The organism is Streptomyces sp. NPDC045470, from assembly GCF_040646595.1.
Taxonomy (GTDB): domain Bacteria; phylum Actinomycetota; class Actinomycetes; order Streptomycetales; family Streptomycetaceae; genus Streptomyces.
In genome coordinates this window covers 723620-746883 of record NZ_JBEZAN010000001.1, presented here as the reverse complement: position 1 = coordinate 746883, position 23264 = coordinate 723620, and the positions used below count along the sequence as shown (strand labels likewise).

Annotated in this window: 24 protein-coding genes, 1 tRNA gene and 1 pseudogene; 10 read left to right on the top strand and 16 right to left on the bottom strand. The window is 69.0% G+C overall.

Annotated features, from left to right (window positions below; translation table 11 throughout):
- Positions 1-55 precede the first annotated feature (55 nt).
- Together AB0A97_RS03270 and AB0A97_RS03265 are read left to right on the top strand one after the other, a co-directional pair.
- Positions 56-2689, top strand: a pseudogene (locus AB0A97_RS03270) (phosphoribosyltransferase).
- Entirely contained in the window at positions 2686-3507 is an 822-nt protein-coding gene (locus AB0A97_RS03265) for an HAD family hydrolase (RefSeq protein WP_361143729.1), read from the top strand. Before AB0A97_RS03270 ends, AB0A97_RS03265 begins: the two are co-directional and overlap by 4 nt.
- Here the strand turns inward: AB0A97_RS03265 and AB0A97_RS03260 are convergent.
- Positions 3470-4099, bottom strand: a complete 630-nt coding sequence (locus tag AB0A97_RS03260; RefSeq protein ID WP_361143727.1) for a DedA family protein — start codon at positions 4097-4099, stop codon at positions 3470-3472. The two genes, AB0A97_RS03265 and AB0A97_RS03260, sit on opposite strands and share 38 nt — an antisense overlap.
- 108 nt (positions 4100-4207) lie before the next feature.
- On the opposite strand from AB0A97_RS03260, the gene AB0A97_RS03255 reads away from it, so the two are divergent.
- Genes AB0A97_RS03255 through AB0A97_RS03245 form a run of 3 tightly spaced genes read left to right on the top strand, consistent with a single transcriptional unit; the run spans position 4208 to position 6660 of the window.
- Entirely contained in the window at positions 4208-5344 is a 1137-nt protein-coding gene (locus AB0A97_RS03255; RefSeq protein WP_361145215.1) for a histidine kinase, read from the top strand.
- On the top strand, positions 5335-5991 hold the full coding sequence (locus tag AB0A97_RS03250; RefSeq protein ID WP_361143724.1) for a response regulator transcription factor: 657 nt from the start codon (positions 5335-5337) through the stop codon (positions 5989-5991). The genes AB0A97_RS03255 and AB0A97_RS03250 overlap by 10 nt, the downstream gene beginning before the upstream one ends.
- 9 nt (positions 5992-6000) lie before the next feature.
- Positions 6001-6660: an O-methyltransferase gene (locus tag AB0A97_RS03245; protein WP_361143721.1), complete on the top strand. Its 660-nt coding sequence runs from the start codon at positions 6001-6003 to the stop codon at positions 6658-6660.
- A gap of 234 nt (positions 6661-6894) precedes the next feature.
- On the opposite strand, the gene AB0A97_RS03240 is transcribed toward AB0A97_RS03245, so the two are convergent.
- The 4 genes from AB0A97_RS03240 to AB0A97_RS03225 form a co-directional block, all read right to left on the bottom strand.
- Complete coding sequence (locus tag AB0A97_RS03240; protein ID WP_361143719.1) at positions 6895-7113, bottom strand: zinc ribbon domain-containing protein; 219 nt, start codon at positions 7111-7113, stop codon at positions 6895-6897.
- A 304-nt stretch (positions 7114-7417) separates the two neighbouring features.
- Positions 7418-8563, bottom strand: a complete 1146-nt coding sequence (dgoD, locus tag AB0A97_RS03235; RefSeq protein WP_361143717.1) for a galactonate dehydratase — start codon at positions 8561-8563, stop codon at positions 7418-7420.
- Between the two features lie 164 nt (positions 8564-8727).
- Positions 8728-9375 carry a DUF4383 domain-containing protein gene (locus AB0A97_RS03230; protein WP_361143715.1) on the bottom strand — a complete coding sequence of 216 codons (648 nt, stop codon included), beginning with the start codon at positions 9373-9375 and terminating at the stop codon, positions 8728-8730.
- A gap of 352 nt (positions 9376-9727) precedes the next feature.
- Positions 9728-11122: a hypothetical protein gene (locus AB0A97_RS03225; protein WP_361143712.1), complete on the bottom strand. Its 1395-nt coding sequence runs from the start codon at positions 11120-11122 to the stop codon at positions 9728-9730.
- Positions 11123-11299: 177 nt separating this feature from the next.
- On the opposite strand from AB0A97_RS03225, the gene AB0A97_RS03220 reads away from it, so the two are divergent.
- Positions 11300-11374 (top strand) — tRNA-Val (locus AB0A97_RS03220).
- A gap of 93 nt (positions 11375-11467) precedes the next feature.
- Here AB0A97_RS03220 and AB0A97_RS03215 read toward each other — a convergent pair.
- From AB0A97_RS03215 to AB0A97_RS03170, 10 genes are all read right to left on the bottom strand, one after another.
- Positions 11468-12622 (bottom strand): site-specific integrase, encoded by a 1155-nt coding sequence (locus AB0A97_RS03215; protein ID WP_361143709.1) that lies wholly within the window; start codon positions 12620-12622, stop codon positions 11468-11470.
- On the bottom strand, positions 12622-12810 hold the full coding sequence (locus tag AB0A97_RS03210; RefSeq protein WP_361143706.1) for a helix-turn-helix domain-containing protein: 189 nt from the start codon (positions 12808-12810) through the stop codon (positions 12622-12624). Before AB0A97_RS03210 ends, AB0A97_RS03215 begins: the two co-directional genes overlap by 1 nt.
- Positions 12807-14123, bottom strand: coding sequence for a replication initiator (locus tag AB0A97_RS03205; protein ID WP_361143703.1), 1317 nt, complete (start codon positions 14121-14123; stop codon positions 12807-12809). The genes AB0A97_RS03210 and AB0A97_RS03205 overlap by 4 nt, the downstream gene beginning before the upstream one ends.
- 167 nt (positions 14124-14290) lie before the next feature.
- Positions 14291-14536, bottom strand: a complete 246-nt coding sequence (locus AB0A97_RS03200) for a SpdD protein (RefSeq protein WP_361143700.1) — start codon at positions 14534-14536, stop codon at positions 14291-14293.
- A 25-nt stretch (positions 14537-14561) separates the two neighbouring features.
- Positions 14562-14756 (bottom strand): hypothetical protein, encoded by a 195-nt coding sequence (locus AB0A97_RS03195; RefSeq protein WP_361143698.1) that lies wholly within the window; start codon positions 14754-14756, stop codon positions 14562-14564.
- A gap of 26 nt (positions 14757-14782) precedes the next feature.
- A complete protein-coding gene (locus AB0A97_RS03190; RefSeq protein ID WP_004986816.1) occupies positions 14783-14974 on the bottom strand; it encodes a mobile element transfer protein in 192 nt (63 codons plus the stop codon).
- Positions 14975-14986: 12 nt separating this feature from the next.
- Positions 14987-15634: a DUF2637 domain-containing protein gene (locus tag AB0A97_RS03185; RefSeq protein ID WP_361143694.1), complete on the bottom strand. Its 648-nt coding sequence runs from the start codon at positions 15632-15634 to the stop codon at positions 14987-14989.
- Positions 15635-15718: 84 nt separating this feature from the next.
- A complete protein-coding gene (locus tag AB0A97_RS03180; RefSeq protein WP_361143692.1) occupies positions 15719-17095 on the bottom strand; it encodes an FtsK/SpoIIIE domain-containing protein in 1377 nt (458 codons plus the stop codon).
- A complete protein-coding gene (locus tag AB0A97_RS03175; RefSeq protein ID WP_361143690.1) occupies positions 17095-17451 on the bottom strand; it encodes a hypothetical protein in 357 nt (118 codons plus the stop codon). Before AB0A97_RS03175 ends, AB0A97_RS03180 begins: the two co-directional genes overlap by 1 nt.
- A gap of 156 nt (positions 17452-17607) precedes the next feature.
- Positions 17608-18393, bottom strand: coding sequence for a GntR family transcriptional regulator (locus tag AB0A97_RS03170; RefSeq protein WP_361143687.1), 786 nt, complete (start codon positions 18391-18393; stop codon positions 17608-17610).
- 110 nt (positions 18394-18503) lie between these two features.
- Between AB0A97_RS03170 and AB0A97_RS03165 the strand changes: the two genes are divergently transcribed.
- From AB0A97_RS03165 to AB0A97_RS03155, 3 genes are read left to right on the top strand one after another with little or no spacing between them, the layout of a single operon-like run.
- Positions 18504-18911 carry an NUDIX domain-containing protein gene (locus tag AB0A97_RS03165; protein ID WP_060730812.1) on the top strand — a complete coding sequence of 136 codons (408 nt, stop codon included), beginning with the start codon at positions 18504-18506 and terminating at the stop codon, positions 18909-18911.
- A gap of 46 nt (positions 18912-18957) precedes the next feature.
- Positions 18958-19398 carry an ATP-binding protein gene (locus AB0A97_RS03160; protein WP_361143684.1) on the top strand — a complete coding sequence of 147 codons (441 nt, stop codon included), beginning with the start codon at positions 18958-18960 and terminating at the stop codon, positions 19396-19398.
- A complete protein-coding gene (locus AB0A97_RS03155; protein WP_361143681.1) occupies positions 19392-19781 on the top strand; it encodes a hypothetical protein in 390 nt (129 codons plus the stop codon). The genes AB0A97_RS03160 and AB0A97_RS03155 overlap by 7 nt, the downstream gene beginning before the upstream one ends.
- Positions 19782-20976: 1195 nt before the next feature.
- Here the strand turns inward: AB0A97_RS03155 and AB0A97_RS03150 are convergent.
- Positions 20977-21936, bottom strand: a complete 960-nt coding sequence (locus tag AB0A97_RS03150) for a hypothetical protein (protein ID WP_361143678.1) — start codon at positions 21934-21936, stop codon at positions 20977-20979.
- Between the two features lie 908 nt (positions 21937-22844).
- Here AB0A97_RS03150 and AB0A97_RS03145 point away from each other — a divergent pair.
- Positions 22845-23111, top strand: coding sequence for a hypothetical protein (locus AB0A97_RS03145; protein ID WP_361143676.1), 267 nt, complete (start codon positions 22845-22847; stop codon positions 23109-23111).
- The last annotated feature ends 153 nt before the right edge of the window (positions 23112-23264 follow it).

Sequence of the window (23264 nt, the reverse complement as noted above, 5' to 3'; positions counted from 1 at the left end):
CGAGCCTGGCGGTCACCGCCCCACCGGGCCGACGACGTCCAGGAAGCAACGGACGATGACGACGGCGGAAGAGACGAAGGAGACGGGCACAGTGGTGTGGACGGGAGAGTGGGTCGCCCAGCGGCTCGGAGTCTCGCTGAGCGGCGGGCCGGAGCTGCCCAGGCTGCTCGGGCTGGCGTTGCGGCGCAATCCCAAGCGGGCGCACCTGCTCGTGTCGAACGTGCTCGGCAAGCACGTACCGCAGCGGCCGGACACGGTCTACGGCGCGGGTCTCGGGCTCGGACGCCAGGTCCGTGAACTGCTCGGCGATACCGAGGCGGCGCGCGCCGTCGTCCTGGGATACGCCGAGACCGCCACGGGACTCGGGCACAGCGTGGCCGACGGTCTGGCCCTCGCGCCCTATCTGCACTCCACACGGCGGCCGGTCGCGGGGGTCGAGCAGGCGGGCGGCTTCGAGGAGGAACACAGTCACGCGACCTCGCACCTGCTGCTCCCGGAGGAACCGGCGCTGCTGGCCGGCGACGGCCCCCTGGTCCTCGTCGACGACGAGTTCTCCACCGGCCGCACGGTCCTGAACACCATCAAGGCGCTGCACGCCCGCTTCCCCCGCGAGCGGTACGTCGTCGTCGCCCTGGTCGACATGCGCTCGGACACGGACCGCGGCCGGCTGCGGAAGTTCGCCACAGACCTCGGGGCACGGGTCGACCTCATCGCCCTGGCCGCCGGCGGCGTACAACTCCCGGCCGACGTCCTCGAACGCGGCCAAGCCCTCGTAGCCGCCCATCAGCACACGACGCCCACGCCCGTGCCGATGCCCGCGAGCCGGGCTTCGGGGGCCCCGGCGGCCGGCGCCGGGGAGGGCAGCAATGCAAGTGACGAGAGCGGGAGCAGCCGTGAGGCCGGGGACGCAGCCTCGGACACGCCCGTGGCCCCGAGCGGCCCGGTGCAAGCCGCGCGGATCGACCTGGGCTGGCCGGAGGGCGTTCCGGATGGCGGGCGCCACGGCTTCACCGCAGCCCACCGGTCCCGCCTGGAGACGGCGCTGCCCGGCATGGCCACCCGGATCGCCGATGGCCTCACCGGCGCCCGCCGGGTACTGGTCCTCGGCAACGAAGAGCTGATGTACGCGCCGCTGCGCCTTGCCGGAGCCCTGGACGCCTGTACATCGGCCGAGGTGTACTTCTCGACCACCACCCGCTCCCCGGTCCTCGCCGTGGACGACCCGGGCTACGCCATACGTACCCGGTTGGCCTTCCCCGCCCACGACCGGCCGGCTGACGGACCGGGGGAGCGGTACGCGTACAACGTCGCGGCCGGCGCGGACCCGCAGCGGCGCTTCGACGCGGTCGTCGCCGTCACCGACTCGCACGGCGACACCCCGGAACTCCACGGCGCCGACGGCCTCCTGGGCCGACTCGCCGAGCACACCGACCGGCTGCTCCTCGCCGTCATCCCTTCTTACACACCGGCGGGCACGCTGCCGCAGACGCCGGAGCCCACCCCGAAGCACACGTCCCACGCCACGCGACGACAGGTCTGACCGATGCCCCTCCCCGAGCCGCTGCGCGGCCCCGCCTTCTCCTCCTACGCCCCCGACGAGGTCGGCTGGCTGCTCCAGGATCTGTCCTCGATCACCCTCGAAGCGCCGACGGAGGAGCGCGAGGAAGCGATACAGGCAGGTGGCGCCCACTATGCCGAGTCGCTGCCCGTCGAATACCAGCCGAGCGAGCAGTACCAGGCGCTGTTCCACAGTGCGTTGGAGGCCTCTGCCGGCCGCATCGCGCGGGCGGTCGGTGCCGTCACCGAAACGGTGATCGCCGAGCGCTCCGCCCGTCCGGTACTGGTCTCGCTGGCTCGCGCCGGCACCCCGGTGGGCGTTCTGATGCGCCGCTGGGCCCTGCACGCTCACGGGCTCGACCTGCCGCACTACGCGGTCTCGATCGTGCGCGGTCGTGGCATCGACACCACCGCACTGCGCTGGCTCGCCGCCCACCACGATCCGGCGGACATCGTCTTCGTCGACGGCTGGACGGGCAAGGGCGCCATCACCCGGGAACTGGCCCAGGCGCTTCGCGACTTCCCCGGCTTCGACCCGCGGATCGCGGTCCTCGCCGATCCCGGCGGCTGCGTGGACACCTACGGCACCCGCGACGACTTCCTCATCCCCTCGGCGTGCCTCAACTCGACCGTCTCCGGTCTGATCTCGCGCACCGTACTCCGCGACGATCTCGTCGGGCCCGACGACTTCCACGGCGCCAAGTTCTACCGTGACCTCGCGCCGGCCGACCTTTCGCGGGTGCTCGTCGACACCGTCGCGGCGCGGTTCGACGAAGTCGCCGACCAGGTCGCCGTCGACGTGAAGGAACTGGCCGCGGCCGACCGGACACCCACCTGGGCGGGCTGGGCCGCGGTCGAGCGGATCAGCGAGGCGTACGGTATCCACGACGTCAACCTCGTCAAGCCGGGTGTCGGTGAGACCACGCGGGTACTGCTCCGGCGCGTCCCCTGGAAGATTCTTGCCCGGCGCGGCGCCGGAACGGATCTCGATCATGTGCGTCTCCTGGCTGAACAGCGGGGCGTCCCCGTCGAAGAGGTCGACGAACTCCCCTACACCTGTGTCGGACTGATCCACCCCCGCTTCACGCGGGGCGCGACGGGTGCGGACGGCAAGGCGGTGACCGCGCCGTGAGCACGATCGTCGCCAGCGACCTGGACCGCACCCTCATCTATTCGGCCGCCGCACTGGACCTGGCCGTGCCCGACGCCGAGGCGCCCCGCCTCCTCTGCGTCGAGGTCTACGAGCACCGGCCGCTCTCCTACATGACGGAGACGGCGGCGGAGCTGCTCGCCGCTCTCGCCGACGCCACCACGTTCGTCCCCACGACCACGCGCACGCGTGAGCAGTACGGGCGTATCCATCTCCCTGGCCCCGCACCGACGTTCGCCATCTGCGCGAACGGCGGACACCTGCTCGTCGACGGAGAGTCCGACCCGAGCTGGCAGCGCACCGTCGCCGCCCGGCTGAGCGCGGAGTGCGCATCGCTCGACGAGGTCCGTACGCACCTGCTGCGGACCGCCGACCCAGCCTGGTTGCTCAAGGAACGCGTGGCCGAGGGCCTCTTCGCCTACCTCGTCGTCGAGCGCTCGCTGCTGCCGCAGACCTGGGTCAAGGAACTCGCCGAGTGGGCGGACGCCCGCGGCTGGACCGTCTCGCTCCAGGGGCGGAAGGTCTACGCCGTGCCGAAGCCGCTCACCAAGAGCGCCGCCGTCGCCGAAGTCGTCCGCCGGACCGGTGCCTCGCAGGTTCTCGCCGCCGGCGACTCGTTGCTGGACGCCGACCTGCTGCTGGCCGCAGACCGCGGGTGGCGTCCCGGCCACGGGGAGCTGGCGGACTCCGGGTGGAACGCTCCCCACGTCACCGCGCTGGACGCGCGCGGAGCCGTGGCGGGCGAGGAGATCCTGCGGGCGTTCACCCGCGGCGTCGCTGCCCCCGTCCACTCCTGCTGAGCCGTACGACGAGGAAGGCCAGGACCGCCAGCACGGCGGCCACCAGCACCACTTTCGAGTACGCGTCCACATAGCCGGTCACCTCCTCCCAGTTCTCGCCGAGCGCGTAGCCGGCGAGGACGAAGATCGCATTCCAGATCAGACTGCCGAGAGTGGTCAGGACGAGAAAGGCCGGTAACGACATCCGCTCGATACCGGCCGGGACCGATATCAGGCTGCGGAAGATCGGCACCATCCGGCCGAAGAAGACCGCCTTGTTGCCGTGCCGCTCGAACCAGCGCTCCGTCTTCTCGATGTCGGAGACCTTGACCAGCGGCAGCTTGGCCGCGATCGCGAGCATCCGGTCCCGGCCGAGCAGCGCGCCCACGCCGTAGAGAGCCAGGGCCCCGAGTACCGACCCGAGCGTCGTCCACAGCAGAGCGGAGAACAGAGTCATCCGGCCCTGGCCCGCCGCGAAGCCTGCCAGGGGCAGGATCAACTCGCTGGGCAGGGGCGGGAAGAGATTCTCGGCGGCGATGGCCAGGCCGGCGCCTGGTGCGCCGAGCGTGTCCATGAGTCCGGTGATCCAGCTGGTTTCCGCGTGTTCGTTCATGCTTCGACGCTAGAAATCCGCGGGCGGCGGCACATTGCGGAAAACCGCACGGAACACTGCGGTTTTCCGCAGTGCGGCGGTGTCGTCGCAGCCACTAGCGTTTCGATCATGCGGGGGATGGCACGGCGCGGGATGCGCCTCACGGTCGGATTGTTGGTCGGCGCGGGCACGGTGGCGGTCGAGCTGCCGTTCATCGTGCTCTCGGGGCTCGCGTTGCTCTGCGTTTTCGTCTGGCCGCGCGGGAGACGCAAGGTGCTCGCGCCGGTGATGGCCGTGGCCCGGTGGCTCATCGAGTCGGCGCGCCGCCGTCTGCGGTTCGGCGGTGCCGACTTCGCCTACGGGTACGACGACGAGCGTGCGCTCAAATACCTCGCGGTCCGCTGGCTCTTGGGACTTCTCGGCGCGGGTGTGGTCTTCGCCGCGCTCACGGGGGCGACCATAGTCCTCTGGGCGTCGACGGTATGGACGTTCACCCATGTCGAGCATCCGGTCGACGTCGCGGAGACCGGCGTGGGCGCCCTGTTCCTGCTCTTCCTCAGTCTGCAGGCGGTGTTCGGGGTGGCGGCCCTGGAAGCCCGGCTGGCGCGGCACTTCCTCGGCCCCACACACGAGAGAGATCTGAAACGCCGGGTCGCCGAACTGGCCTCCAGCCGAGCCGGGGTCGTCGCCGCGGTCAACGACGAACGCCGTCGCATCGAGCGCGACCTGCACGACGGCGTCCAACAGAGACTGGTGGCCCTCGGAATGCTGCTCGGCCGTGCGGTGCGCAGCAAGGACGAGGCCCATGCGGTCGAACTGCTCCGACAAGCCCACGCCGAAAGCCGCCAGGCCCTGACCGAGTTGCGCGAGGTCGCCTGGCGCATCTATCCGACGGTGTTGGACGAAGCAGGTTTGCAGGCCGCTCTGGAAACCGTCGCGGAGCGTTCCGCGGTCCCGGTCCGGCTGACCTGTCGTCTCACCCAGGAGCCCGAGACCGCCGTGGCGACCGTCGCCTACTTCGTCGTGTCCGAGGCGGTGACCAACGCGGTGAAACACTCGTGCGCGGAAGGGATAACCGTCATTGTCGGCCGGGACGAGAACATGCTGTCCGTCCGGATCCAGGACGACGGCTGGGGCGGTGCGAATGCCTCGGGAAGCGGGCTGGTCGGGTTGGCACGCCGGGTCGCCGCCCTGGACGGCCGGTTACGGGTGGACAGCCCGATCGGCGGACCGACCACGATCACCGCGGAGTTGCCGTGCGCGTAGTACTTGCCGACGATTCGACCCTGCTGAGGGAAGGCCTGGTGCGCCTGCTGACGGAAGAGGACCACGAGGTGACAGCCGCGGTCGCGGACGCCGCCGAACTGATGACCGTGCTGGAGCGCGCGCCGGCGGAGCAGCGGCCCGATGTGGTGGTCGTGGACGTACGGATGCCTCCTACGCACACGGACGAGGGACTGCGGGCGGCGGTGCAGATCCGTGAGCGTTGGCCGGATGTCGGTGTGCTGGTCCTCTCGCAGTACGTCGAGCGGCGGTACGCCACCGAACTGCTGACCGAGGACAGTGAAGGCGTCGGCTACCTGCTCAAGGACAGAGTCGTACAGGTGGACGAGTTCTTAGACGCGCTGGAGCGGGTCGGCTCCGGCAAAGCGGCCTTCGACTCGGAGGTCGTACGCGTCCTGTTCTCCCGCAGCAGCCGCACCGATCCGCTGAACTCGCTCACGGCTCGTGAGCGTGAGGTGCTCGCCCAGATGGCCGAAGGCCACACCAACGCTGCCATCGCCGGGAGGCTGCACATTTCACAGAGCGCGGTGGAGAAGCACACCAACGCGATCTTCGACAAGCTCGGTCTGGCGGGCACTTCGGGCTACTCTCGCCGCGTTCTGGCCGTTCTGCGCTATCTGGGTGCCTGAGGAGGACCGGTGACCAAGAGCAAATCCACCGCGATCACGGAGGAGCTGTACGACTACGTCCTCGCGCACAATCCGCCGCTGGACGCCGTTCAGCGGAAGTTGGTGGAGACCACCTACCAGCGTTTCCCCGACGAGGCGCAGATGCAGTCGGCACAGGAGCAAGGCCCGCTGCTGGCCTCTCTGGCCCGTCTGTGCGGTGCACGCCGCATCGTGGAGGTCGGCACCTTCACCGGCTTCTCCACCCTGGCGATGGCGCAGGCCCTGCCTCCGGACGGTGAGCTGATCTCCTGCGACGTGTCCGAGGAATGGATGGCATACGGCCGTGAAGCGTGGGAGAGAGCCGGTGTGGCGGACCGGATCGACCTGCGCATCGCACCGGCACTGGACACCCTGCGGGCGATGCCCGCCGAGCCGCACATCGACTTCGCCTACCTGGACGCGGACAAGGGCAACTACATTCCCTACTGGGACGAGTTGGTGCCGCGCCTGCGGCCGGGTGGGTTGATCGCCGCGGACAACGTCCTCTTCGGCGGCACGGTCACCGACCCGCAGGTGAAAGGCGCAGCCGCGGCGATCCGGGAGTTCAACGACCACGTCATGGCGGACCAGCGGGTAGAGGCGGTGATACTCACTGTGGCAGACGGACTGACGGTGGCACGCAAACTGTGATCGCCGGGTGCGGGTGCGGGTGCGGGCTCCGGGCGGATGTGGCGAACCGGCGCCGGGCCCTGGGCGCAGGGAGGTGGGCTCAGCGCGAGGCCCGCGGTGCCTGGACCCCTGGAGCCGAGCTGAGGCCGAGGCAGGCACCCGGGCCCCGGAGCGACCATCGGCAAGCCGAAGCCATCGGCGGCACCGGTGTGCTGTCGGTGCCGCCGGTACCTCTGGAACTACCGGTGACCGGTGTTAACCGCAGCACCCGCCTCCGCAGCAGCCACCACCTGAGCCGCCGCCGGGGGCCGGAGCAGGAGAGGCGGCCGCGCCGCCGACGGCGACCGTGGAAAGCAGCTTGACCGTGTCCTCGTGCCCGTCCGGGCAGGCGGCCGGGGCGGAGGACTCGGCCATCGGGCGGCTCAGCTCGAAGGTCGAGCCGCAGGAACGGCAGCGGTATTCGTAACGAGGCATGGTGACAGATTAGCTCGCGAGTGGGGGAGAGGGGGCGGGTCGTGGGGAGGTAGCGGTCCGGGGCAACGTACGGCGGTGCCGCGAGGTGTGCCGAGACAGCTCAGTTCGGCCCGGGAGGGGGCGCTCTTCCAGTCAACGGGCGAGGCGATCGCGAAGGCGCCGGTCGGCACGGCCCGTTCGAGCGGTGGGCCTGTGCCTCTCTGGCGCGCGCGGTGGTGTGCGTGCTGGTGCGTGCGCTGATGAGTCGTTGATGTGTCGCTGATGTGTCCTCGTGCGGCTTGTTGGTCGGGGGCGTGGTTGTCGGTCACCACTCGGCGAACGAACCGTCCGCGTGACGCCAGACCGGGTTGCGCCAGGCGTGCCCCTGCCGGTCGGCGGCTCGTACGGCGGGCTCGTCGACCGCCACGCCCAGCCCTGGGCGGTCGGTGCGCAGGAGAAAACCGTCGTGGAAACGGAAGGGTTCCGGGTCGGCCACGTAGTCGAGCAGTTCGGCGTCCTGGTGGTAGTGGATGCCGATGGATTGTTCCTGGATGAGGAAGTTGGGGGTGGTGAAGGCGACCTGAAGGCTGGCGGCGAGGGCGACCGGGCCGAGGGGGCAGTGCGGGGCGAGCTGGGCTCCGTACGTCTCCGCGAGGGCGGCGATCCGGCGCAGTTCGGAGATGCCGCCCGCGTGCGAGATGTCCGGCTGGAGGATGGCGACACCGGCTTGGAGAGGAGCGAGGAACTCCTGGCGGGTGAAGAGCCGCTCGCCCAGGGCGAGCGGGATGTTGGAGGCGTTGACCAGGTCGGGAAGTGCGTGCGGGTAGTCGCAGAGCACGGGTTCCTCGACGAACATCGGTGCGTGCTCGGCCAGCAGAGGAAGGAGGCGGCGCGCGTTGGCGGGGGAGACCCGGCCGTGGAAGTCCAGGCCGAAGTCCCGTTCATCGCCCAGCACGTCACGGGCGGTCTCGGCCCGACGCAGGCAGGCGCGTACTTCCGCGCGGGTGGCGACCGGCGACATCCGTCCGCAGCCGTTCATCTTGACGGCGGTGAAGCCCGCCTCGACCTGGGCGGTCAGTGCGTCCCGGATCTCGTGCGGTTCGTCGCCTCCGACCCAGGCGTATGCGCGGACGCGGTCCCGTACGGGGCCGCCGAGGAGTTGGTGGACGGGCACGCCGTACTGCTTGCCCTTGATGTCCCACAGGGCCTGGTCCAGCCCGGCGACCGCGGAGGAGAGTACCGGGCCGCCGCGGTAGAAGCCGCCCTTCGTCATGACCTGCCAGTGGTCCTCGATACGCGACGGATCTTGACCGAGGAGGTACTCGGACAGGACCTCGACAGCGGCGCGTACCGGTTCCGCGCGGCCCTCGACCACCGGCTCACCCCAGCCGACGAGGCCGTCGTCGGTCTCCACGCGGACGAACATCCAGCGTGGGATAGCCAGGAACGTTTCGACACGGCTGATCTTCACAGGCCGCCGCCTTTCCTCTGATCGTGGCTGGTCAGAGGCTGGCATGCGAGGCGGGGGTTATCAATCGGTGGGCGGGTGGGTGGGAGGTCGGGGCGCGAGGGAGAGGGAAGGAGATCCAGGGAGGGGAGGCCGGAGATTCGGTGGTGCCACCCGGGCTGGCCTTGTCATACGGCGCGTCTGCGGTGTTTCGGGCGGCGGTGGCGGCCACCTGTAGGGGGCTCGTGCCGTGGTGACACATGAGCGCCGGTACGGGGCGGGGGCGGGACAGGGCGCCGGGGCTGTCGCTGCGCCGCTTCCGGGTGCCGGGCGCGCCAGTACGGGTTGTCGTGCGGCAGGCCGCCGGAGACCCGTCCGTACATGCCGAAGACCAGCAGCATCAGGCCGACGAGGAAGCTGAACAGGACGTTCTGGATGCGGAAGGCCAGGTAGTTGAAGCCGGTCTCCAGGATGGCGAGGTTGATGAAGCCGCTCAGCAGGAAGGCCACTCCGAGCACGATGTTGAGCGTGGAGGCGAGGTTTCCGCCGATCACCATGCCCCCGAAGAGGACCAGTCCCACGATGATCGACAGCACGCTCAGCGCACCGTTGGTGTTCAGGCCCGCGACGGTGTCGCCGCCCGTGTCGAAGAATCCGATCTTGTCGATCAGTCCGAGAATGCCGAAGGCGACGAGAACCAACCCCATCAAACCGGCGCCGAAGCGGTACACCGTGCTGAGCCGGTGATCGACGGGCAGATGTTCGTCGAGCCGTGTGTGCCGCACTTTGCCGCGCAGCGTCCGGGTGGGCCCGTGCAGAGCCTGGCCAGCGTCCATGTTCCGGCCTCCTTAGCGCGATGAACCGCCTGGGCCGTGCCTGACACCAGCATCCGCCTGAACCGGGCGTAACGCCATAGCGGCAGGTCATGGGGGTGGGAGGGGAGGACGGGAGGATCCGCCGGAGCGATGGGGTGGGGCGCTGGCGTGCCGGTGGGCCCGGCGTGTCGGCGTGCCGGCGTACTTGCCTGCTGGTGGGCCGGTGAGCCGCGTGTGAAGGGTTGGGCGCGGACCCCGGAGGCCGGAGGGCTGGGGTGGGAGAGCTGAGACGGGAGGGCCGGGGCGGCAGGCGCCGACGTCGGCCAGCTTTCTGCCGCCCTGTTTCCTGCCGACCGTCCGGACCGTAGCCGACTCAGCCCGCTGCGCCGCCGCCCCGTTCGTCGCGGATATCCTGGACGACGCGGGACGCGGTCTGCCGTACCGCCTCCGTCTCGGTCAGGAAGTGCCACCAGTCCGGGTGCCGCCCCTCCAGACCGGCGATCGCGCGCTCCAGACGTGCCACCGCATCGTCCAGCGGCCGTGCGTGCCGCGGGTCGGGCGTGCTGCGTCCGGCCATCGCCAGACGCTGCGCGTCCCGTACGGCGAAGCGCGTACGATCGACCTCCTTCTCGCGGTCGAAGGACACCTCGTCCAGCCGCCGCAGCCGGTCGCCGGCCGCCGAGACGGCCTCGTCGGTGGTGTTCAGCAGGGCCCGCACGGTCGCCAGCAGGCTCGTGGCGTCGGCCCATCGCTGCTCGTCCCGCGCCCGCTGCGCCTCCCGCACCTTGCTCTCGGCCTGCGCGACGGCGTCCGCGGCCTGGTCCGGCACATGCTGGAGGTCCTGCCAGCAGGCAGCGCTGTACCGCCGCCGCAATTCGCTCAGTACGGGGTCGACCTTGCTCGCCCGCGTCGTGATGGCCTGCGCCCGGGTCCGCAGCGACACCAGCCGCTTGTCGATCTCCGCGGCCTTCTCGGGCAGCCGCTCCGCCTCGGTCCGTACGGACTCGGCCTGGCGCAGTACGTCGTCGGCGCGCCGGATCGTCTCCTGCACGCCGTGCTGACCGGCGCCCTGGTTCAACTTGGTCAGCTCGGGCGACAGGGCGGCCAGCCGGGCCGCCAGATCGTCGGCCTTGAAGTCCTGCGCCCGGACGGCGTCCAGCGCGTTGCTCGCCGCGAGCAGGGCCTGCCGCGCCCGTTCCACCGCCGGTGCGAGCCGTGCCAACTGCGTTTCCGCGGTCTGCAGCAGCGGGCCGAGCCCCTGCGCGAACCGGTCGAGGTCGGCCTTGACCCGCTCCAGCTCCTCCTTGGCCCGGGTCAGGTCGGCGCGGGCCCGTGAGGCGGCACCGGCGTCGAGATCGTCCCGGTCGAGATCGTGGGCGTCGACAGCGCTGATGTAGCCCTGGCTGACCTCGTCGATCCGCCGCCCGAAGTTCTCGTAGTCCTTCGCGGCCCGTACGGCCGCCGGCGAACTGTCGACCGCCGTGATCGTCTCTATGGAGATCCGCAGGTCGCGCTGTGCCGTGTCCAGCTCGTAGAACGCCGCAGCCGCGGCATCCTTCGCGGCCTGCGCGTCCGCCCGCTGGCTCTCCCCGCGCCCGAACCAGCGCCGCGTACCGCCACCGGCGAACGCGGCCGGCGCCGCGGCGGCCAGCAAAGGAAGCGGCAGAAGGAGCAGAGCCATCGTGTCCCGGAACGCGCCCCCGCGGGGGCGACGGCGTACTGCACGGCGTGCTCGCTGCTCGTGCGGCTGCGTGTGTGTCGCCGTCACATCCCTCTCCCGATCGCATCGCCCCAGGCCCGGCTGCCATTCTCCCACCCAGTGAGAACGAATACAGCGGCCGGTTGGTTCGCGATCTCGGGGGCTGGTTCCCCGGCCCGCCGCCGGAGCTGAGGCCCCTGGTTTGTGAAGCAGCCCAGGAAGCAAGGTAGTCTGTCGGTCCAGCCAGGGCGCATAGCTCAGCGGTAGAGCGCTGCTCTTACAAAGCAGATGTCACAGGTTCAAATCCTGTTGTGCCCACCAGCGCGAAGGCCCCCCGTCGATCATGACGGGGGGTCTTTGACATCCGGGATTGACATCAATGGCGCTGGTCAGTCGATGTTGGTCGACCGTTGGTCAGCCGGTTTCGGGTCGCCTCTTGAGCAGCCGGTCCATGTGGCTCACGGCCTCACGCTGCGTGTCCTGCACGACGTGCGTGTACGTGTTCATCGTGATCGCGATCTGGCTGTGCCCAAGGATCTCCATCACAACCCGGGGAGCGACCCCGGCGGCGGTCAGCAGGGTCGCGCAGCCGTGCCGGGCGTCGTGCAGCCGGATCACGCGGAGGTCGGCATTCTTGGCGACGCGAGTGAAGGAGCGGTACAGGTTGCGCGGCTCGATCGGTCGGCCGGTGCGAGTGGTAAAGACGTAGCCGGTCTCCTCCCACTTCTCCCCAGCGCGCTCCCGCATGGCGGCCTGCCTCATCCGCTGCCACCGGAGGGGCGCGACGCACATGGCCGGCAGGGGCAAGGTCTGCCGACGACGGCGCCCCTTCGGATCGTCGTCGTACACCTCACCACGGACCCGCTGCCGCTGCTTCCGTACGCGGATCTCGCGCTTGTCCAGGTCGACGTCCGCCCAGCGAAGTCCGACGATCTCACCCCGGCGGAAGCCGAGCGCGATGGCGAGCACGAAGGCCGCGTAGAGCGGATCGCGCCGCGAGGCTGCCAGGAACGCCAAGGTCTCTTCCAACGACCAGGGGGTGAGGTCTCGGGACTCCGGCGACGGAGGCTCTACCAATGTGGCGACGTTCCGGGTGATCAGCTCCTCCCGGCAAGCCGCCATCAGCGCGGTACGAAGGACCCGGTGGGACTCCTTGGCGGTCGCCGCCGACTTCTTCCGCTCGACCTGGCCCAGGAAACGCCGTACCTCCCCGACGCTCAGCGATTCGAGCCGTTTCGTACCGAGCATGGGCACCAGGTACAAGCGCACGTGTACCTCGTACTTCGCGTACGTGGTCCGCTTGCGACGTGGCTTGATGATGTTCTCCAGCCAGTACGGCAGCCACTCAGCGAGCTTGGCCGACCGCGTGGGCACCGGTACGCCGTTGTCCACCTTGTCCAGCAGCTCGCGCCGCTTGGTGTCGCACTCGGCCCAGGTCTTGCCGTAGGCGAACTTTCGGGCACGGGTGCCGTCCGGCTGGAGGACGTACACGGCGGCCTGATAGCGGCCGTCCTTACGCTTGGTGATCGTGCCAGCGCCGTTGGGGTTGCGCTTCCGTTGCTGTGCCATCACGCAGCCTCCCCAATCTGGTCAGCGATGAACTCGCGGAGGGCCGACAGGGGGATGCGACGAGCGCGGCCGACCGTGATGGAGACGAGGCGGTGCGAGCGGATGAGGTCGTAGACGGTGGAGCGGCCGAGACGAAGGCGGGCCATGACTTCCGGGACCGTCAGGAGTTCATCAGTGGCGGTGGTCATGACCAGTCGCCTCCTTCGGTGTCAAGGGCGGCGCGGTGTTCGCGGGCGGTGTCGCGGGCGAGGGATTCGGCGAGCCAGGTTTCGGCGTTGGTGAGGCCGGTTCCGGCGTAGACCCAGTGGGCGAGGACGAGGGTGGTGTCCGGGGCGGTGTCGGTTTCTGCTGCGGCTTGGGCGCGGCGCCATCCGGCGCGGGCGTTGCGGAGGGCGCCGAGGGTGGTGGAGTAGCGGCGGGACTTGGTGGAGAAGTGGCCGCGGAAGCCGAGCATGTGGGCCCAGGCGCGGAGCCGGAGTTCTTCCAGATCTTTGCGGGCGCCGAGGTTCCAGGCGGTTCGGATGAGGCGGCGGGCGTGGTCGCTGATGTCGAGCTGGGCGAGTTCGGCGAGGAACTTCAGCGGGCGGTCGAGGGCTCCGGTCGCGGTTTCGGCGCCCTTGGTGGCGTACTTGGCGATGTACGCGGCCACGGCCCGTTCGGTCAGCTCCTGGCCGCCGTCGAAGTCGGCCGAACGGATGGTGCGTACGTCGAGCTGGCGGCCGAAGGTGAAGATGTGTGCCCGGCCGTCGATGACGGGGCCGTCTACGCGGGCGGCGGTGGCGGCGGCCTGGATGGCGTCGGTGAGTAATTCGGCGGTGGCCCAGGCGGGCGGTGGGGTGTCGTTGCCGGTTGGGCCGTCGAGGCGGATGACCGCGTGGAAGTGGACGGCGCCGCGCTTTTGGTACTCGGCGACCTTGGCGAAGGACACCCGGGCGTACTGCCGGAACGCGCGCTGAGTGAGGCCGGCGCGCTTGGCGACCTCCCGCCGCAGGTAGATGGAGAAGCGCCGCCAGAGGGCACCGGCGTGCGCGTTCCAGAGGACGGCCGCTTCGTAGTCGTAGGTGTCGGGGTCGAGTGCGGTGCCGAGGGCGGTGTCCTCCTGGTCATGGAAGGCGCCGCAGCGGCAGCGGCGGACCGAACCGGTCGGTCCGGTGGAGCGGTTGTGGACCGGGCCGAAGCCGGGTGCGGTGAAGGTGGCGAAGACGCGGGGGTGGGTGGCGACGCGTTCCGGGACGCCTTTGCCGCCGCGCAGGCCGGAGGTGATCAGTTGGAAGGTGTCGCGGCGGTAGACCTCGGAGCAGGCCGCGCAGCGGGTCGTACGGCGGTTGTTGCAGCGGACCAGGAGGTGACCGGCCGGGAGGCTGGAGGAATCCAGGTGGTGGAGGACGTTGCCGATCTCGCCGGTACGGGTGTTGAGAGCGTGTTCGGTGCGGTGGCCGTCGAGGCGGATCGGGTGGGTGCAGCCGCCGAGGCTGGAGAGTTGGCGTAGGAGGGCGGGCATGGTGCCGAGGGCGGCCAGTTCTCCGAGTTCGGTGAGCGGGGGCGGGGTGGCGGGGGTGATGATGGCCTTTCTCCTTCTGGCTTGGGCTGGGAGGAGCAGGGCCCCCGGGGCGGCGGATGCTTGGCGGTATCGAGGCCGGCCCGGGGGTTCGGTGTGCTGCTGGTCGGTCAGCGGCGGTGCTGGTCGCGGAGGAGCGAGCGCAGGACGACGGCGGCGACCGCGACGGACACGGCCGAGACGGCGACGGCGGCCAGGAGCGCGGTGAGCACGACCCCGCCGAGGAGGATGGCCGCGACGGCGCCGGTGCTGACGGAGATCTGAGGGACGGGCCGCCGGGCGGGGGCCGGGTCGGCCGCGGTGGGGGTGATGTGCGTGGGCGGCGTCGGGCTGTCGGGGTACTTGGGCAGGAACACGGCAGAGGTCTCCTTATCTACTCGTCTAGTCATGTGAGCCGTTGATGATGTTGACGCCGGAGCGCGTGCCGTTCTCGATGGCCGGCGCCATGAAGGTGTGCGAGAGCCAGAAGCCGAAGAGCGCGATCACCACGACGATCCAGATGCGGACGCCGAGGTATTTGACCGCGCCCCAGGCGACGAGGCCGAGGACGACGACGAGCGGGAGGCTGACGGTCACGGGGCGGAATCCTTTCGGCGCATGGATCAGCGGACGGGGCAGCGGTGGGTACGGGCGGCCAGTTCGGCGGCGGCGCGGCTGTCGTAGTCGGCGGAGAAGCCGCAGCGCGGAGCCGTGCAGGCGGCGGTGTGCTTCTCCCGGCCACGGCCGTCGTAGGACGTGCCGACCTGGACGGGACCGATGCGGGTGACCGAGCGGAAGCGGCGGTTGGCGCTCATATAGATCTCCTCTCAGAGCTGGGCGGCGATGGCGTCAGCGATCGGCAGAGGTACGCCGAGGCGGGCGCGCAGGGTCGGGGTGTCGATGGCGGTGCCGGTGCGGGTGTGGTGCTCGGTGGCGACCTTGCGGGCGTGTTCGATCAGGGCGGCCGGGACGGAGACCGCAGGGGGCGCGGGAGCCGGTTCGGGGGCCGGTGGCGCCGGGAGTGCCGGTGCCGGGTCGGGCGCGTCCTCCTGGTCCTCGATGATCGAGGGCTCTTCCTGGTCTTCATCGGCGGCGGGTGCCTCTGCCGGAACCGCTGCGGAGTGAGCGAGCAGCGTGCCGCCGAGGAAGGCGACCGCAGGCCAGCCCGCGACGAGGATGCGCAGCCAGGCCGGTACGTGGTTCAGGTCGAGCAGTCCGGCGGTGGCGACGTTGGCGCCCAGGGACGCGCCCAGTGCGATCACGAACCAGCACCATCCGGCTGCTTTCTCGTCGCAGGTCCGCAGCCGCCGCCAGGCGGCCACCAGCAGCAGGTCAACGGAGACGGGGTAAGCCCATGCCTTCCACCCGTCCTGACCGGCCGCCGAGGCGATGTCGTGCAGGTGGGCGAAGGATAGAGCGGCGGCGATGACCGCCTGGACGAGCACCGCATCAACGCGGGCCAGCAGGGCGCGCATACTGCGGCTCCTTCCGGATTCAGGCATGGCGGGGGTAGGGACACGGCGCGAGGCGATCACGCCAACCGGTGGGGAAGGTGGAGTTCAGCCGGTCGTCGGTTGCGGCCGAACGACCGGAGCCGGGGGCTTGACCGGCCGTACCGGCACAGCAGGCCGGAACGGCTGGAGCGCGGGCAGGTCGGGGACCAGGTGGGCCGAGGCGTGGCAGGTCTCGGACGCCTCAGCGAGCGACAGGTACGGCGTACGGACGCGGGACCAGCCGCCGGACGCGTCACCGATCACGGCGAGACCGGGCTGTTCAGGGGCGATGGCACAGGCGGCGGAGACCGCTTCGGGCGCGATGTCGCCCAACGCCATCTTCGCGGAGGCTTCATCGTTCACGCGATGGCAGACACGGCCGGTCAACTGGGCGCGCAGCATGGTCGCGCCCTTACCCAGTTCGGCACCGAAGCGCTGGCCGCAGATCTCCAGATAGATGCCGGCCGCCCGGCCAAGCTGAGCAAGACGGATGAGCTGGGTGACCATCTCGTCCCGGCGCTGTTCGTCCTTCTTCGTGGCGACGAGGAAGAGTTCCGCCACCTCATCCACGAACAGCACGACAGGCACGGGGCGTTCATGCTCAGGCAGGCCCCAGATGTCGGAGGTGATCTCCTCGTCCGGTGTGTCCGGGGCGATGCCCTGCCGGGCCTTGATCATGTCGTACCGGTTCTCCATCTCCTCGATGAGCACGGGCAGCAGTACAGCCGCTTGATCGGGATCGGTGGCCAGCGCCGAAAGCCGGGCTGCGAAGGGAGCCAGCTCCACGCCCCGCTTGCAGTCGATGCCGACCAGGGCGACGGGCTGCCGGGCCAGCCCGGCGATGAGGTGGCGCAGGTACATGGACTTGCCCGACAGCGTCGCGCCGAGGGTGAGCCCGTGCGGAACGGTGCGGTAGTCCCGCACGAAGGCCGTGGCGTCCTCCCGCAGCGCCACCGGGATCTTCAGCAGCCCCGCCGGGAGCTTGCGCGGCATACGAACTTTCCGCAGCACGTCGAAGCCCACCAACCGCAGGTCGATCACGCCCGGCTTGACGGGCGTCACGTACACGGCGTGCACGCCCCACGCATGGCGCAGGCGTTCGGCCGAGGCCGCCACGTCGGCGGGTTCCTGCCCAGGGGCGAGCCGGAGCCGAAGCCGTAACCCCGTCGTGGTCGGCCGGATGATGCCGCGACGCGGCGGTACGGGCCGGACCTCGCGGCGGGTGGCGGCCTTGACCGCCAGGACCCGCAGCCGGGACGGAGAGACGGTAAGGCCGCACGCTTCCATGACCGAGCTGTACGAGCCGAGCAGCCGGGCCGTTGAGACCGGCAGGCCGACCGTGGACCAGTAGACGCCCGGGTGTCGCGCCCGGGCGTAGGCGGCCCCACCGCCGAGTGCGGCGACGGGACCACCCACCTCCAGAAGCGTTGCCAGGTCGGTCATCAGGCCGCGTCCCCCATGGCGGCCGGGAAGGCGGCCGGAGTGACGGCGGCGGCCCGGTAGGCGATGCCGTGCCGCTGCTGGCCGTTGAATACCGACTCCCACGGCCGGGCAACCAGGCCGGGCAGGGAGACCGGAGCGCCGAGCGCCAGGCCCTCGGAGGCGCCGCTCTCCGGAACGGTGACCTTGATCAGGGACGACTCCCCTTCCTCGATGTAGACGACGCCGATCGTCATCAGCGCTTCGCCGCTGTTGGTGTCCTTGGCGATCTCGCCGGTCTTGCGGTCGCGGACCTTGGGCTCAGGCGCTTCGGTGAGCAGGATCGTCGCGGCCGAGGTCTCCACACGGATGGTGCGCAAGGTTTCTTCCCATCTACTCGTCTAGACAAGTTGCAGTCTGCGTACCCGGCTTCTCCGGGAACTGGGACCACCTTGCCACACCACTTGGCCACTCGTCTATACGAGTATGCGTGTCGGGGTGTACGAGTCCGAAAAAGTGGCCTCGCGCACCGCCGGTCAGGTGGCCGGGAGTTGGTAGGAGAGGACGTACGCGTCCGCCGCCATTACCGTGTCGCAGACTTCCACGGCCCGCTTCTCCTTGTCGTACGCCGTGCGGATCAGGTGGATCACCGGGACGCCGGACGCCAGTTGCAGCGTCTTGACCTCGGCAGGTGAGGGCATCCGGGCGCGGATCTCTTCCTCGAAGTGGTCAAGGTGATGGCCCAGCTCCTCCAGTCGGGCGTAGATGCCGCCGGGGCCGGGGTTGGGTTCGGCGATCTGGGTGCCGCGGGCGATGTCGAGCGGCAGGTATGAGGTAGCGAACTCGACCGGCCGGCCGTCGAGCAGGTAGCGGCGGCGCCGGGCGAGCACCCGCCGTACGGAGCCGAGCCGGGCCGAGATGTCCTGACTGGCCTTCTCCTCCTTGACCTCCAGGCCGTCCACCTTCGGATGACTGCCGACGGCATCGGCCTCCACGATGAACGCGGACTTCCCCTGCTCGCGGTGGCGCCGGGCGAAGCGGTCGGAGGCGAGTCGCCGGACGGGCGGGCGCGGCCGGACGAAGACGCCCTTGCCGTGCTCGGCGTGGACCAGGCCCTCGCCCTGGAGGACCGAGAAGGAGTTCCGCACCGTCATACGGGAAACCCCGTAGTGCTCCACCAGCTCAGCTTCCGAGGGCAGCTTTTCCCCCTCCCTGAACCGGCCACGGTCGATGGCCTCGCGAAGCTGATCGGCGATCTGCCGGAAAACCGCACGATCACTCGTGGGGTCGAGAGCGCCAAGAACGCTCGGAAGAGACGTCACGTGGACTACTCCTTTAGGTATCTAGACGAGTGGGCGAGTGCTATTGCTACGGTGGAGAGCCTAGCCATCCGAAGGGGCCGAGGAACGTGAGCACCGACCGTCCGCACTCCGTGAGCGTCGCCGGAGTCATCGTTGACGACCAAGGTCGGGCTCTCCTGATCAAGCGGCGCGACAACGGCCACTGGGAACCGCCGGGCGGAGTCCTCGAACGCGAGGAAACCATTCCGGAAGCCCTTCAGCGCGAAGTGCTCGAAGAAACCGGCATCAAGATCGAGCTTCCGGCGACCTTGACCGGCGTCTACAAGAACATGACGGGCCTGATCGTTTCTCTGGTCTTTCGCTGCCGGGCCGCCGACGGCACCCCCACCACCGGGGACGAAACCCGCGCGCTGCGATGGGCCACCCGCGAAGAAGTCACCGAACTCGCCGACGAGGCGTACGCGATCCGCGTCCTGGACGCGCTCGACGCCACTACCCCGCCGGCCGTCCGCGCCCACGACGGCGTGAAACTCGTCTAGCCCGAACCCGCTGCACATGGCGGCCTACCAGCACGAAGGAACTTGTATGCACGAGTATACGAGTAGAGTCCAGGTTTGGGGGCTCAGTTGCCCAGGTTCCCCGGAAGAGGTGAGCCGGGCCCGCCGATGGACCCGCGACATACTGCGCGATTCCCCGCTGGCCGAGGACGCCGAGCTGATCGTGAGCGAGCTCAGCTCCAACGCGATCCTGCACACCGCCAGCGGGCGGGACTCCGGCAGCTTCCATCTGTCCCTCGCGGTCACCCCGCAAGTCATCGCCCTGTCGGTCACGGACGACGGAGGTGCAGGCACGTTCCCGAAGATCGAGGAGCAGGGCCAGGAGCAAAATCCGGACGCCGAGCACGGCCGCGGGCTCGGCCTGGTCAACGCGATCGCTCACCGCGTGGTGGTCCACAGCAGTCAGGGCGCCCACACCATCACCGCCGAACTCTTCACGAGTAACCGACCAGGAGCCCACCCATGCTGAAGACCGACAAGCCCCGCCGCGGCTACTGGTGCGAATGCTGGACCCAAGACCTCGCCAACCCGACCGAGAGGCCGGCCCTCCACGCATCCTTCGACGCCTACTCGGCCCACCAGGCCGACAGGTGGGTAGCCGTCGCCCTCCGCACCATCACACCGGCCCTTTCCCCGGACGCCTCACACGAAGCCTGGACATGGCTCTGCGAAGGACGACTGAAGGCCAGGGCGGCCCTGCTCCGCCGACAGCCCTACACGGTGACCATCACCCACACCAACACCCGCATCACCTGGACGATCCGCCCCGTGACCTTCCTCCCCCTCGCCCACCGACAGGGCACCGTACTCCCCGCCTGCACAGAGGACTTCAAGCCCCTCCCGCCAGCCTGAGTTACAACTTTCTCTACTGGTTCAAGCCCCGCCCTGCGGGCGGGGAGGGGGTGGGAGGGGGAGCTCACCGGGAACTCCCGCAGGAAGGCTGCCGCTCCCGGCCGGGGCTGCCCTGACGCCGAGCGCGTACGGACGCGAAACCCCGATGGAAGCCCGTGAGCAGCTGGTGAGAGCGTGCAGACGGGTTCGTTCCCGTCGGCCAAGTACCCAGCGGTCCGGCCGTCGCCGGGGCGGGCCCTGCGGGGGACGGCGTTGGCCTTGCGGGTGCTCTTGCCTTCGGCATCCGGCGCGCGGGTCAACGGCTTTGGCAGCCACCGCTACGAAGCTCACCCCACCGGCCCGCAACGCGGGCCGGCGCGGAGCTCGGGGGCTCGGGCGCCGCTCCTGCCTCCGGCCCGCTCCGCCCGGCCCCCGGCCCCGCGCCACCTGACGATGCCACGGGGTGCTTCGTACACGCTTTGCCCCGCCCAAAAGCGGCGCCGGAACGAGCAAACACCCCACCAGCCAACACCGCCACCCGCGACGCCCGCCCCGCATGACCAGGCCGCAGACGCCCGCCACCAGGACGAGCTGAGCAGCAGCACCAGAGCCCCCGGCCCAGAAAGGCAGACCCGGCGGGGAGCTTCGCCAGAAAGGCAGACCCGGCGGGGAGCTTCGAGGGAGGAGGGAAGGGTGCAGGTAAGGGGTGATGAAGGTGGAGGCGGAAGCGGTGAGCGGTTTACGTGACGGGCGCGCTGCCGCCTTCCGCATAAGCCCTGGTCCTGTCGACGAGGGCAGGTTACGGAGGGGGCGGGGGTTGGGGAGCGGAGCACTGCCGCCTGCAACGGCCAACGGGGCCGATCGCCGTACCGGCGTCGTCACACACGCGCCAGCGGGAGCGGACCAACACCCATGACGTGGCCGAGGGGGAGCGACTGCTGCCGCGATGGGGTCAAGCCCGTCGCGGACGCTCCGCTGGGCATACCACCGTTTTGGGGAGAAGAGTAACAATGTTTTACCGAGACGCCGTGCCTCTGCCGTGCCCGCTCGGCAGGGGAATAACTTTTATCATCGGGCGGTAAGCGGGATGGTCCCCGGCCAAGATTGCTGGTCAGGAGTCACCTGTTTGAGGAGCCCGTGCCCTATGGGCTCACGGTGACTATTCCGTCACGACAGTTTTGGGACGAGTGGTCGACAAAAACTTGAGTCCAGTGGGCTAATCGGTATTGGAAACCCTGACGGCGAGACGGCGTCCTTGCGATGGCATATGAAATGGCGTGGGAGACGAGAAGGGGACGGTTGCGATCGCACGTCGCTGTGCTCCGGCAACTGAGAATTCGAGCCTTGCGTGGATTTCCTTGGCCTTATCGGGCGCCGAAAAATAGAAGTCAGGTCCTTGGTAATTCATGTGAACGGCGAAGCGGGAAGGTCCGTCGATAAGTGCACCATCGGCTCGCCATGTAGTGCCGCTGGCATCTCGGTAGTTGTGACTGGGGGTTACGGTGAGGGGTAGCTGTAGAGGCTCGCCCTCCTCCACCGTGATGGTGAGCAGGCCAGACATGCCATGCGCTGGGAGGAAGCACGAGTTCCCGATTGGCTGTTCTGCATAGAAGGCCACATCGCCATCGAAGAACCATTCGTAGCCAGTCACGGGCGAAGATAGATGCGCTTCCCCTCCAAGCAAGGAGAATGTTGGTACTGAGGTGGCCGGCGTCAGCAGGCGAAGTAGTTCGTATCGTGTTGCACTGCGAGTGCGCGTGCCATCGCGAATCGGTACATCTCTTTCTGTTTTACCGCCTGCCTCTGTGATCACGACGTAAGGTGCTCTATCTGTTTGAAAGAGAAGGGAAGTTACCGATCCGTGGTGGCCGATCTGAACGGAGAGGTCCGTCATTTCTGGAGTAACTTGTCCGTCGAATCTTTTTCCTACCTGTGCCCACCAAGTCGCCAGGTCGGGTTTTGCTGGGTGGGTCAGCTTCCGTTGCTTCTCATTCACTCCGATGATCCAGATTATTTCCTCACCCTGAGCGCTGTTGGCGTGGCCGGCCAATTGCCTGGACTTTGAAACGTCAGGCCATTCTGACTTGAATTCGATCAGTGAATCTTCATTTCCGTTTCCAGTTAGTACCCGCTCTACGGCCTGAATGGTGAGTAGTTCAAGTTGCTGACGTCGCATGTTGGTAGCTTAGGTGCTTACCTGTCGAGACTTACCCCGAATGCGGTACAAAGGTAGTTGAAGAGCTGGCTATGAGATGTGGTGACTCGCCAGCCGAGACGAGCCAGCGAGCTTGTACGGATTGATCATGTACGCGCCTTAAATGTACATTCGCGCATCTGGCGCCGTCGGCTCCTTCATCGGTGACTCGCTGCAACGCGGCGCACAACCTCCAGCAGGTGCTTTGGGTAGAGGAGCCGGTTGATGGTGGCCGTCGCCCAATTGGATGCTCCGGCTGTGTGTCGGGCGTTACGAGCCGCCGGATCTTGGGCTGTGGTCGCTGTACGGCGACGAAGTGTGGTAGCCGGGGCGACCGGCTCTGCCCATGGGTGGCTGGGCTGGGTCGTGCGCCGATCTGTGCGACCGTCTCTTACGCCGATCTAGGTGGGCTACGGATCGCAAGGAGCCTGACATCCACGGCTGACATCAACGACGTCGGACCTGAATGTACACAAGCACCCTTACGCGGACCCGGCGACGGCGGGCGGTGCCACCAGGGCCAACCGCTGATCGAACTTACAAAGCAGATGTCACAGGTTCAAATCCTGTTGTGCCCACCAGCGCGAAGACCCCCCGTCGATCTTGACGGGGGGTCTTCGGCATTTGGGGTTGACGTCGATGTTGCTGGTCGGACGGTGTTTGGATGTCGCGTGCCGGGGCGGTGCGCCGGCTTTGCCGTGTGGTGCGTCGCGGACGCCGGGCGGCTCGTCAAGCCTGGCGCGGTTGTTCCGTACGTCAACGCCACGACCGGCGACGCTGGTTCGGTGAGTATCGGTGGGCGCGCTTCCGTGCAGCTCTCCGGCAATGGGGCCGGCATGGTGCGGTGCGGCCGACATGCGTGGTGGGCGGTCTCGGTGCACGCTGAAAGCATGGCTGAGCATCCGCCGGTGATCGTCCACCCGCCCTCCTCGTCCGGTGGGCGGCGGGTCACTGTCCACGGGCAGATCGTCGGGCTGGCGCACGGGCGTGGTGATGTCGCCGAGTTCCTGCGGCATGCGGGGCTGGCGCCGGATGCCGAGGACATCGACCTGGACACTCCGGGGCTCGTCGAGTGGCGCGGTGGGGACAAGGACACGTGGGCGGTTGCGGAGGGGTGGGGAGAGGGCGGCAGAGGTGGGCGAGGGGGAGGGGGATGAGGAGGAAGAGGGAGATGAGGGGGGAGGGGAGGGAAGGGAGGGGTGGGCGGTGTTGGGGAGTGGTTTTTCTGGGGGTGGGGTGGGGTGGGTCTTGGTGTGGATGCGGTGTGTGGTGGGGGTGTGGGGGGTAGGTTTAAGGGTTACGCATCGTGT